10 protein-coding genes are annotated in these 10,928 nt (G+C 66.5%); 5 read left to right on the top strand and 5 right to left on the bottom strand.

What is annotated here, in order from left to right; all coding sequences use genetic code 11:
• The coding region (locus tag MKK84_RS05770) for a methyl-accepting chemotaxis protein (RefSeq protein WP_243917444.1) at positions 1–489 on the top strand (489 nt) is incomplete at its 5' end.
• 7 nt (positions 490–496) lie between these two features.
• Positions 497–775 (top strand): hypothetical protein, encoded by a 279-nt coding sequence (locus MKK84_RS05765; protein WP_243917442.1) that lies wholly within the window; start codon positions 497–499, stop codon positions 773–775.
• Between the two features lie 32 nt (positions 776–807).
• Here the strand turns inward: MKK84_RS05765 and MKK84_RS05760 are convergent, their stop codons facing one another.
• Both MKK84_RS05760 and MKK84_RS05755 read right to left on the bottom strand, forming a co-directional pair.
• A complete protein-coding gene (locus tag MKK84_RS05760; protein ID WP_243917441.1) occupies positions 808–1,149 on the bottom strand; it encodes a hypothetical protein in 342 nt (113 codons plus the stop codon).
• A gap of 270 nt (positions 1,150–1,419) precedes the next feature.
• Entirely contained in the window at positions 1,420–2,904 is a 1,485-nt protein-coding gene (locus tag MKK84_RS05755; protein WP_243917439.1) for a PAS domain S-box protein, read from the bottom strand.
• Positions 2,905–3,324: 420 nt separating this feature from the next.
• On the opposite strand from MKK84_RS05755, the gene MKK84_RS05750 reads away from it, so the two are divergent.
• Positions 3,325–4,872, top strand: a complete 1,548-nt coding sequence (locus MKK84_RS05750; RefSeq protein WP_243917437.1) for a sensor domain-containing diguanylate cyclase — start codon at positions 3,325–3,327, stop codon at positions 4,870–4,872.
• Here MKK84_RS05750 and MKK84_RS05745 read toward each other — a convergent pair.
• The 3 genes from MKK84_RS05745 to MKK84_RS05735 all read right to left on the bottom strand — a co-directional run bounded on the left by MKK84_RS05745 (position 4,856) and on the right by MKK84_RS05735 (position 7,631).
• Complete coding sequence (locus tag MKK84_RS05745; RefSeq protein ID WP_243917435.1) at positions 4,856–5,722, bottom strand: BLUF domain-containing protein; 867 nt, start codon at positions 5,720–5,722, stop codon at positions 4,856–4,858. The genes MKK84_RS05750 and MKK84_RS05745 overlap by 17 nt on opposite strands.
• Before the next feature lie 33 nt (positions 5,723–5,755).
• Positions 5,756–6,847, bottom strand: coding sequence for an HD-GYP domain-containing protein (locus MKK84_RS05740; protein WP_243917433.1), 1,092 nt, complete (start codon positions 6,845–6,847; stop codon positions 5,756–5,758).
• Between the two features lie 304 nt (positions 6,848–7,151).
• Positions 7,152–7,631, bottom strand: a complete 480-nt coding sequence (locus tag MKK84_RS05735; RefSeq protein ID WP_243917427.1) for a PAS domain-containing protein — start codon at positions 7,629–7,631, stop codon at positions 7,152–7,154.
• 282 nt (positions 7,632–7,913) lie between these two features.
• Between MKK84_RS05735 and MKK84_RS05730 the strand changes: the two genes are divergently transcribed.
• Together MKK84_RS05730 and MKK84_RS05725 are read left to right on the top strand one after the other, a co-directional pair.
• Complete coding sequence (locus MKK84_RS05730) at positions 7,914–10,271, top strand: EAL domain-containing protein (protein WP_243917418.1); 2,358 nt, start codon at positions 7,914–7,916, stop codon at positions 10,269–10,271.
• Positions 10,268–10,735 (top strand): BLUF domain-containing protein, encoded by a 468-nt coding sequence (locus MKK84_RS05725; protein ID WP_243917417.1) that lies wholly within the window; start codon positions 10,268–10,270, stop codon positions 10,733–10,735. Before MKK84_RS05730 ends, MKK84_RS05725 begins: the two co-directional genes overlap by 4 nt.
• The last annotated feature ends 193 nt before the right edge of the window (positions 10,736–10,928 follow it).

Here is a 10,928-nt window from a genome sequence, read left to right as displayed (position 1 = left end):
ATCTCGACCATCGCTGGGCAGACCAACCTGCTGGCCCTGAACGCCACGATCGAGGCCGCCCGGGCCGGGGCCGCTGGCAAGGGCTTCGCCGTCGTTGCCTCCGAGGTGAAGGCGCTCGCCGAGCAGACGGCCAAAGCCACGAACGAGATTTCGGGGCAGATCGCACAGATCCAGGCCTCGACCGGACAGGCGGTCACGTCGATCGGCGGGATCACCGGGCGGATCCGCGAGATCAACGGTGTGGCGGCTTCGATCGCGGCGGCCGTCGAGCAGCAGGGGGCGGCCACCCAGGAGATCGTCAGGAACGTCAGCCAGGCGGCCCAGGGTACAGGCGAGGTGACGCACAACATCGCGGGCGTCGCGGGCGCGGCTGAGGAGACGGGTGCGGCGGCGAGCCAAGTGCTGGGGGCGGCCTCCGAGCTGTCGCGCCAATCCGAGCACCTCACCGCCGAGGTCGGCCGCTTCCTCGCAACCGTGCGCGCAGCCTGAGGCGCCGATGAGCCCCGTGGGATCCCATTCCATCGTTCCGTTCGGTGAGGTTCAGGGTCTCACGGCGGCCCTGACCGGCGCCTTCGCTGAGGGCGTCGATCTCGGGCCCCGCGCGGCACAGATCCGTGCCCTGGGGGAGTCGCTGGACACGATGATCGCGGCGTTGCGCCTGGTACTTGTCTACCTCGGCGAGGGCCTACAGATTGATGACACGGACTTGGATCTCGATCAGCTCGCCCGCATGGCGAGGGCCGCTCGCACCTACGGCATAAGCGAGAACAGGTGAGGTCGAGTGGAGCTATAGTTGCCTGCCGTGAATTAAATAGGCTCGCTACCTTGTCGTACCGCCCGGGCGCACGTCTCGGCCTGCTGGATCAACAAGTCGATCTGAACCAACCCCTTACGTACCTCGACGCACAGTTTCGCGTTGATAACCTCGATCCGAGCATCGTCACTTGACGCCCGTGTCTCCAGCGTGACGTTGATCGTAAGTGGCTCGGCCCGCTGACGCCGCAGTTTCATCAGGATTGCGTCGAGCTGTGCCGACGACAGAGTTGGCGCACGCCCCTCGGCCAACAAGTCCGCCGCGGCCGCATCGAAGCCGGCGAGAGCGGATGTCTCGTCGCGCTTAAGCCGCAGCGGGATGACCGTCGCCGTCATGATCCGCAGACCTCCGAGTTCTGATCCTCGGATCGGTACGCTCGCCTCTGCAGGCCCTGTTTCAGCGCACGCTTCAAAACGGCAGCCTCGTCCATCGCCCAGCCCAGCTGCCGATGGGGTACCATGTGGCGATCGAAAGCAGCGTCGATCCGGGCGCAGCTCGTAGCGTGGGGTTCCGGCCCCACCTCGACCGCGGAGCGGAGTAGGTCTTCGAGCGCGCTGTCGAGGCTGGCCCGAACGGCGGCTTCCTCACTCGCGTCGTGCACGACCTCAGCCCACCGCCCGTGCCGCGACACGGACCTGGTGTGTGGCGGCATCGACCTGCTCGCTCGCCCTGGCAATGGCCTCCATGCCGCCGGCGATCGTCGTCACGCCATGGGCGGCCGTGTGCATGCTGCCCGACATCTCCCGCGTCACCGCCGACTGCTCTTCCACCGCCGCCGCGATCGCCGCCGAGACCTCGTCGAGGGATCGGATCGTGCCTTGTATCGAGCCGATCGCGCCCACCGCCTCGCGCGTGGCCGCCTGGGTCGCGGTGATCTGCACCCGGATCTGGTCGGTGGCCCGGGCGGTCTGCTCGGCCAGGGCCTTCACCTCGGACGCGACGACCGCGAACCCCTTGCCGGACGCGCCAGCGCGCGCCGCCTCAATGGTCGCGTTCAGCGCCAACAGGTTCGTCTGTGAGGCGATGCCCTGGATCATGGTCACCACCTCGCCGATCTGCGTCGCCTGCCCACTCAGGCCCTCGACGATACTACCGGTGTGGCGCGCCTGTTCGACGGCCTCGCCGGCCATGCGCGCGGCGTGGCTGACCTGTTGGCTGATCTCACCGACCGAGGCCGACAGCTCCTCCGCGCCCGAGGCCACCGCCTGGATGTCGCTCGACACCTGTCCCACGATGCCGGCGGCCTCGGCGGTCTGGCGCGTGACGGCCTCGACCGCGGTGCCGATCGCGTCGAGATCCGTGCCAATCGCGCGCTGCGCCTCGGCTCGGCGCTGGCGCTCGTGCACCTGCGCGGTGATGTCAGCGGCGAACTTCACCACCTTCAGCACCGTGCCGTCCACATCCTTGATCGGGTTGTAGCTCGCCTGGATCCAGACCTCGCGGCCGCCCTTCGCGATGCGCCGGAACTCGCCCGCGGCGAACTCGCCTCGGCCCAGCCGGTCCCAGAACCCCCGATAGGCCGCACCCTGCTGCTCGGAAGCATCGACGAACATGCTGTGGTGCCGGCCTTGGATCTCGTCGAGCCGGTAGCCGACCGCGTCGAGGAAGTTCTGGTTGGCGTCGAGGATCGTACCGGTCGGATCGAAGGCGATCACCGCCTGCGAGCGGTGCAGGGCGGCGATCTGGCCGTCGCTGTCCAATGAGCGCAGCTTCTGTGCGGTGATGTCGGCCGCGAACTTGACGACCTTCACGACGCGGCCGGCGCGGTCGAGCACCGGGTTGTAGCTCGCCTGGATCCACACGGCCCGCCCGCCCTTGGCGAGGCGCTTGAACTCGGCGGACTGGAAGGTGCCGCGCCGCAGGGCATCCCAGAAGTTCCGGTACTCGACGCTGTCGCGGTAGCGGGGCTCGACGAACATGCCGTGGTGCTGGCCCTGCACCTCGGGCAGCGTGTAGCCCATGGCGGCCAGGAAATTGGCGTTCGCAGTCAGGATGGTGCCGTCGGGCCTGAACTCAATCACGGCCTGCGAGCGGTCAAGGGCGTCGAGTTTGGCGGCCTGATCCGCATGCGTGCGCAATCCACCGAACATGGCTGTCTTCTCCCAAAATCCATTGGCCCGTTAGGCGGCAGATTGGGAGGCCACAGCCGCCAGATCATTCCGCTGAGACGTCAGCCGTCGCATCATCGCTTGCGGCAACAAGGCGTAATAACGATTTATTTTTGCTTAATAAGCTACGGTAAACTTGATAACGATGAAAAATATAACACACATCAACACGCAAAGACTGTATTCACGCGTCCGTGAACAGAAACAAAACAACTTATGCGTGCCGGAATAGCCCGAGGTTGCGCAGTCCATCGGTTAGCACGTCGTTACTTACACCGATCGGTTCACGGCGTCCGCCTACGCCCTGAACCGGTTCTCATCAGCATACAAGGTCCCGTTAAGATCTGGCATGCCACAGTCACACTCGAGAAGGCTTGGGTAGGCGTGACCGCGAGGTACCTGATGCCCCTGCTGCAGCGATGGACACGCCCGCTCCGCTACGCACGCACCTGGATCGCACTCGGTGTCCTGGCCCCGGTCGGCATGCTTGCAGCGTCGGGCGTCATGCTACTCGACCTGCGCCAGGACGCCTGGGACAAGGCTGAACAGACCTCGAAGAACCTCGTCCAGGTTCTTGAGCGCGACATCGCTCGCAACATCGAGATGTACGATCTCTCGCTGCGCGGCGTCGTCGACAACCTCAAAGCCCCCGGCCTCGGACAGGTGAGCCCTGAACTACGACAACTCGTCCTATTCGATCGGGCCGCGACTGCCCACGACATGGGTGTCATGGTCGTCACCGATGAGAGCGGCGACAGTATTATCGACGCCAGCGCCGTCCCGGCACGCAAGGTCAACTATGCGGATCGCGCTTACTTCCAGGCGCACAAGGCACGGGCCGACCTCGGCCTGGTCATCAGCCGCCCGTTGGTCTCGCGCCTGCTCGGCAGCCGGATGATCGCGCTCAGCCGCCGCATCAATAAGCCCGACGGTTCGTTCGGTGGTGTGGTGCTGGGGACCCTGAACCTGTCCTATTTCACGCGTCTCTTCGACCAGATCGGTCTCGGCCCGGACAGCGCGATCAACCTGTACCTGCGCGATGGCACGCGCATCATGCGCCATCCCTATGCCGAGGCCGACATCGGTGTGAACATCGCGAGCGCGGCGACCTTCAGGGGCTTCCTACGCGAGCGCAGCGGCAGCTTCGTCGAGACGTCGGTTCGCGACGGCATCGAACGCCATTACACCTTTACGCAGGTGGGCGACCTGCCGCTCATCCTCAACGTGGCCCTCTCCGCACGGGAGATTGGTGAGGAATGGCGCTCGAAGGCCATCGTCATCGGTAGCATCGTTTCGTTGCTGTGTGGCGTGACCATCGTTCTGTCGCTCTTGTTCGGGCGCGAGTTGCGCCGGCGCGAAGAGATCCAAGCCGAACTCGAACGGATGTCGCTCACGGATGCTTTGACCCGCCTGCCGAACCGCCGTGCTTTCGAGGCCGCCGGTGTACGGCTCTGCGGAGACGCTCGACGCACCGGCAAGCCGCTCGCCTTGCTCATCGTCGACGCCGATCACTTCAAGCGCTTCAACGACCGCTACGGCCATCAAGTCGGGGACGAGGTGCTGCGGGGCCTGGCACGCTGCCTCTCCGCGAGTGTTCATCGTCCACATGACCTGGTCAGTCGGGTGGGCGGTGAGGAGTTCGCCATCCTCCTGCCAGATACGGATCAGGCGGGCGCCCTGCGCATCGCCGGGAAAATCCACGCCGAAGTCTCCACCCTTGCGATCGGATCGGCCGGCATCGGAGCCGGTGCCGTCACGGTAAGCATCGGCCTCATCGCCGTCATGCCGAACGGGACGGAGCCCGCTGAATTGACGGACCTCTACCGCCTCGCGGACGAAGCGCTCTACGCAGCCAAGATGGGCGGTCGCAACCAGACCCGCTGTGCGCCGAGGCAGGATGCGCCGGCGCCCTTGCTGCAGCGGCTTCTTCGGGTCATGGAGGCCTCATAGGCCGATCGAGCGATGCGATCAGAGATCCCGCGCTTCCACGCCTTATGCAGCTAGGACTTCGGTACCGCAGGGGGTGACGCGGATCGCCTGCGGCTCCTCGTAGAGGACTGCGATTAGGCCTCGGGCACGCTGCATCCACAGATCGCGCTCGGCCCGGAGCCGATCGCATACGGCATGGATCGGCGATGGCGATGCGCAGCTCGTCCACGGTGCCCCGAAGTTCCGTCGTCCGATCGCGCTCGTCCGCCAGAGCAGCCTTCAAGATCGCCAGCGCGACGACACCTGCTTGGTCAGCGCTCGCGTCCTGCCGCTCGGTGTTGGTTCCTACCTCGGGCCCAGGTCGTGCTACGTCCTCACGAGCCTGAGGCACGTCCGGCAATCGCTGGATCGGAGCATCCGCTGCGGGGGCATCCTCGAGGCTGCCCAACGACTCCTCTTCCAACACGAGGTCGTGCAGCATCGTGAACACCGCATCCGCGCTCAGGCGCGCGAGATCAAAGCCGCTCTCCGCCGCCAACTCGTTCCACAGTGCTTGCCCCCGCGCCGACCGCCCGACGAAGGCCATCGACCAGTTCACGAAGCCGCGTTCCGTGATCGGACCGCCCTCCAACACCGTTACGTCGCCGTGGCGAGGATCGCACTGGATGCGCTCGAACGTCTGCTCGACGCCCTTCTGCGGCCCCTCCAGCACCTGCGCGAAGGCCCCGCCGTTGAACATCAGCGCGCCGGTGACCTCTAAGCGTTCGTTGGCCCGCCGCGATGCCTCCAGGATCTGCTCGACGGCGGCCTCGGCCTCGATCCCTTCCAGGAAGTTCTTGCTGGCATAGACGAGGCGGTAGAGCGCGCTCATCGGAGGTCTCCCAGTCGGGTCAGCGAGTCGCGGTCAGCGGGCGTGAGCGGCATGAGGTGCATGACCGGGCCATGCTTCTCGCAGGGGTGGACCGAACGCTGCGGCTATGGGCTGGAACGCGCGCACGAGATCGTCGTCTAGGCGACCGGTCATCCCGTCGAGGATGGCGTAGGCGTTCTCGCCGGTCATCGGCGCTCGGTAGGGCCGACGCTCGATCAGAGCGCCGTAGACGTCGCAGACCGTCACCAAGCGGACGAGGTCGGGGATCTCCCAACCGGTGAGCCCATCCGGGTATCCGGTGCCGTCGAGCATTTCGTGGTGCGAGCGCACGACCGTCAGCATCACCGCCTCGAACCCCTGGTCCACGAGCATGGCGTGGCCGCGCACGGGGTGCGTGCGCATCACCGCCATCTCCGCCTCGGTGAGCTTGCCCGGTTTGTTCAGGATCTGCGTCGGGACATGGATCTTCCCGACATCGTGCAGCAGGGCGGCTTTCGTCAGACGATGGCGGTCCGCCGCCCGCAGCCCGAGAACGCCCGAGAAAGCGGCCGCCAGGGCTGCCACGAGCAGGCAGTGTTGGTGCGTGGCATCGTCGAACTGCTGGACGGCTCGGACCCAATCGTAGATGCCGCTCTCGCCGACGGCACGCGCCACGAGATCGGTGCCGGCGTCGGCCATGGCGGGCGTGATCGGCGCGCCGGACATGAGAACCTGCTTCAGGAAGTGCCGGGCCTCGGTCGCTTGTTTCCGCACGCTGGCCGGGATCGGTTGGATCTGCACGCGCATGCGCCCGAGGGCGTCGAGTAGTTGCTGCGTGCCGGCCGTGCTGGTGAGCGTGCCGCTCGCACCCAAGATCTGGGCCTGCGCCTCGGCGCGAGCGACGTTGCCGTGCACGAGGAACAGGTACGGGACCTCTCCGCCGCGCATCGCCGCCAAGACGCGGCGCAACCGAATGAGGGCGTCGGACGTGAGCGTCTCGACGTCGCTGACGATCAGATCGGGCTGCCGGCACGGCAGCTTGTCCTCGTAGAGGTCGTGAACGTGCCACGTCCCGTGCGCGCCCAGACCCCGGGACAGGCGCTGGCCGCGGGCGATATCGTCGGTGATCAGCAGAAGTTCGCCCATCGCCTCGCCTCAGAGGATCAAGCGCTCGTCGCACACCCTCGACCAGCAGTTCGGCACAGGCACGTCAAAATCGACGCGCGGATACATCGTCCCGCCTCAGACTGGGCGGGACGATTGCTGCAATGATGGAACGCCCGGTCGACCTATCTCTCGGGTGTATCGCATAAGTAATAAAAATACATACTAGTCGTTACTTACTCATTAAAATATTTGCAACGCGACTCGGTTTTAAAAAATTGACGCAGATTATCTTCGAGTCTTCGAGACGACGATAGTCACGGGTTAGCCTGTGCCACGATGCAACTTATACATGTTCGAATACATTCAGGGCGCGTAGCACGCCGGTTAAGGCATCGTTACTTACGCTGGTTGGTTCGTAGCGCCCGGCTGCGCTGCCGACAGGGCGCCCGATCCGCCGGATCACCTCACGCTCGAACGAGATGAAGTTCTCGATGCGCCCATCGGCCGCACGCAACGGCCGGCAATCGATCTCGGCCCGGTACTTGGTGCCGTCGGCGCGGTAATTGGCGAGATAGCCGTGGAAGCGTTCGCCGGCCACCAATGCGTGGCGATAGGCGTCGAGCGTCGCCCGGCGGGTTTCCCGGCCCTGCATGAACCGGGGGCTGTGCCCGACGATGTCAGCCAGATCGCGCCCGACGAGCCGTCCGAAGGCCGCGTTGGCGTAGAGGATCGTCGGTCCAGGTGACTCGATCATCGGATCGGTGACGACGATGCCAATCGGAGCGTCGTGCGCCAGAGCGCGGATGAGTTCGAAAGCCGTCATGGTTCGGCAACGCGTTGGACTTGCTAAAGGGACAACGAGCTCATCGCGAGCATGGCCATAAGGCGGAATGAGTGATGATTATGGTCCTACTCGCCCGAACGGAGATCAGCGCCGATCCGCAGCGACGGCAGACGGTTCGTTCAAATTAGCAATTCGTATTTCCATCATAAGATTGGATTTCATCAGAGAACACTACGATCACGGTGCTCCGGTTACCTCTTAGATCGATGAGTGGTGATTAATTAACCGGCGGATCTCAAGCTCGACGTCTCGGAGCTTGCCATGCGATCCGTCTACACGTGCCTCACTCAGGCGCACGATCACCAGCTGATCCTGCTCGCTGCGGGGATCTGCGTCGTGGGCGTCTACGGCTCGTTCTCGGTCGCGACGCACGCGGCGCGGTCGGAGGGCCGAGCTGCCACGCTCTGGGCCGGCGCCAGCATCGTCGCCTCAGGCTGCACAGCCTGGGCCACCCACATGATCGGTCTCCTGGCGTTTCGGCCAGGCATGCCCGCAGGGTTCGATCCCTCCCTGACCGCCCTGTCGCTCCTGGTCGCCATCGCCGGCATCGGGATCAGCGTCGCCCTCGCGATCGGTCAGCGCAAGCGGCTCCATCGCTTCCTCATCGGCCTGCTTCTCGGGGGCAGCATCGCCGCCCTGCACTACCTCGGCGAGGCTTCCTACGTGGTCGCCGGGACCGTCGTATGGGATCCGGTCCTCGTGGCCGTGTCCGTACAGGCAAGCATGGTCATGTTCGGCGTCGCGATGGTCGTGACAGGGGAGCGCCGCCTGGATCTCCGGCGCGCCGGCGCACCGCTGCTGGTCGCCGCGATCGGTGTCCTGCACTTCTGCGGCATGACGGCGATGACGCTGACCTTCGATCCCGAACGGGAGTTGCCGCTTCAGGCTGTTCCACCGGAGGTGATCGCACCCGTCGTCGCCGGGGTATCTCTCGGCCTGCTGGCGTTGGCGGTGATCGGGATGCGCCTGACCTTGAACGCTCGGGCTCAGGCGCGCCGCGACCAGCAGCGCCTGCGCGAACTCGCCAACCTCGCCGTCGAAGGGCTCGCGGTCTGCGACGGCGAGGTGATCAAGACCGCCAACCGGAGCCTGGAACGGCTGGCCGTGGTCGAGGCCGGTGCGCTCGCCGGCCGGCGCCTGTCGGAACTGCTGCCCGGCCTCACCGTCTCGGCGCTTCCGGAGCGCGAGGAGCGGGAGGCGGAACTCGTCGGCGCCGACGGACAGCGCGTGCCGGTGCGCGTCCTGCGCAGCGAGGTGCCCCTCGGCAGCAAACCGCAGACCGTGCTGGCCATTCGCGACCAGAGGGAGCGGCTGCAGACCGAGTCGAAGATGCGCGCGCTGGCCTATTCCGACACGCTGACCGACCTGCCCAACCGCGCCCGCTTTCACGACCTGCTGGCACGTCATGCGGCAACCTGCGGTTCCGACGGCCGGGCCTTCGCGGTCCTCGTGCTCGACCTCGACCGGTTCAAGCTGGTGAACGACACCCTCGGGCACGGCATCGGCGACGCGCTGCTCCGCAAGACCGCCCGGCGCCTCACCGCGGCCCTGGGCCCGCGCGACGTGGTCGCCCGCCTGGGTGGCGACGAGTTCGCGGTGCTGCAGGTCGGCACGGCCGGCCCCGAGGGGGTGGAGACCCTGGCGGCCCGCATCATCGAACTGGTCGGTCGGCCGTTCCTGATCGACGGGCAGCTCGTCACCGTCGGGGCCTCGGTGGGCGCCGCCCTCGCGCCGACGGACGGGACCGAGCCGGGGGCGCTTCTGCGCAACGCCGACCTCGCGCTCTACAAGGCCAAGGCCGACGGCAAGGGCACGTTCCGCCGGTTCGATCCGGCGCTCGACGCCCGCGTCCGGGCCCGGCGCAGCCTGGAGGCGGATCTGCGCCGGGCGATCGCCGTGCAGGAATTCGAGCTGCACTATCAGCCGCTGGTCGACGCCCGCTCGGGTCGGATCACCGCCGCGGAGGCCCTGGTGCGCTGGCGCCATCCCGAACGCGGCCTCGTCTCCCCCGCCGACTTCATCCCGCTCGCCGAAGAGACGGGCCTGATCGGGCCGCTCGGCCAGTGGGTCCTGCGCACGGCCTGCGCCCAGGCGGTTCGCTGGCCGTCGCACATCCGGGTGGCGGTCAACCTCTCGCCCGTCCAGTTCCGCGACCTGCGCCTCGCCGAGACCGTGAAGGCAGCGCTCACCGCCTCTGGGCTCGCTACGAAGCGGCTGGAACTGGAGATCACCGAGGGCGTGCTGCTGGCCGACGAGGAGCGCACGCTCGCCACCCTGACCCGGCTCCGGGCCGCCGGGGTCGGCATCTCGATGGACGACTTCGGCACCGGCTATTCCTCGCTCAGCTACCTGCGCCGCTTCCCGTTCGATACGATCAAGATCGACCAGTCCTTCGTGCGCCAGCTCCCGGGCGACCCGGAGAGCGCCGCCATCGTCCGGGCGATCATCACCATGGGGACCTGCCTCGGCATGACGATCACGGTCGAGGGCGTCGAGACCGCCGAGCAATTCGCGTTCTCCGCCGCGTCCGGGTGCGATCAGGTCCAGGGCTACCACGTCAGCCGGCCGCTGCCCGCGGCGGACTTCCTCTCCTTCGTCGAAGCCCGCGAGGCCGCATGACCGCGCCCGACACCCCAGACTTGTTCCGGTTGGTCTACCGGAGCCGCAGCGCCCTGAGGGGCGACGCCGAGGAAGTGCACCGACAGGTCGAACAGATCCTCATCGTGTCACGCGATCGCAATGCGCAAGCTGGCATCACGGGCGCGCTGATGTTCACCGGCCTGTACTTCGTTCAGGCTCTGGAGGGGCCGGCCGCCGCCGTGGAGGCGACCTTCGACCGGATCTGCTGTGACCTACGCCATACCGGCATCGAGGTCGTCGAGTGTGGACCCGTCCTGGAGCCAGCCTTCGGCGATTGGTCGATGAGCCACCTAGTGCTGACTGCGGATGCCGGGGCTTTGCTCGATCGGTTCGAGCACGACGCCGAATTCGCCGATGCCGCATCGGCCGCGATGAAGCTGATGCTCGTCCTGCTCCAATCCGAGCCACACGCCATCGGGTCGTCGCAGCATCTCGCGATCTGAGTGCACCCGGATGGACCAGATCCACGTTCGTTTTATCGTCCGCCCGCAGACCGTCACCGCATGGCTCGGCCGCCTCCACCGCCCGCGCGGGTTTGAGAGCGATCGCTTCGGCCAGGGTCGCCCGCCGTCCCTCGGCAGCCTGCTTTGGGCTCCGCTAGCTTCGATTTCCCCAGATCTAGAACTTCAGTAGGCG

Origin of the sequence: Methylobacterium sp. E-065 (assembly GCF_022829605.1) — a bacterium.
In the GTDB taxonomy this organism is placed as follows: domain Bacteria; phylum Pseudomonadota; class Alphaproteobacteria; order Rhizobiales; family Beijerinckiaceae; genus Methylobacterium.
The sequence above is the reverse complement of the archived record's forward strand: the minus strand, read 5'-3'. Positions and strand labels throughout refer to the sequence as shown.

Coding starts and splice junctions, on each gene's coding strand:
- MKK84_RS05735 (WP_243917427.1), bottom strand. CDS start 7,631: ATGACGGCTTTCGAACTCATCCGCGCTCTGGCGCACGACGCTCCGATT.
- MKK84_RS05740 (WP_243917433.1), bottom strand. CDS start 6,847: ATGGGCGAACTTCTGCTGATCACCGACGATATCGCCCGCGGCCAGCGC.
- MKK84_RS05725 (WP_243917417.1), top strand. CDS start 10,268: ATGACCGCGCCCGACACCCCAGACTTGTTCCGGTTGGTCTACCGGAGC.
- MKK84_RS05765 (WP_243917442.1), top strand. CDS start 497: ATGAGCCCCGTGGGATCCCATTCCATCGTTCCGTTCGGTGAGGTTCAG.
- MKK84_RS05760 (WP_243917441.1), bottom strand. CDS start 1,149: ATGACGGCGACGGTCATCCCGCTGCGGCTTAAGCGCGACGAGACATCC.
- MKK84_RS05755 (WP_243917439.1), bottom strand. CDS start 2,904: ATGTTCGGTGGATTGCGCACGCATGCGGATCAGGCCGCCAAACTCGAC.
- MKK84_RS05730 (WP_243917418.1), top strand. CDS start 7,914: ATGCGATCCGTCTACACGTGCCTCACTCAGGCGCACGATCACCAGCTG.
- MKK84_RS05750 (WP_243917437.1), top strand. CDS start 3,325: ATGCCCCTGCTGCAGCGATGGACACGCCCGCTCCGCTACGCACGCACC.
- MKK84_RS05745 (WP_243917435.1), bottom strand. CDS start 5,722: ATGAGCGCGCTCTACCGCCTCGTCTATGCCAGCAAGAACTTCCTGGAA.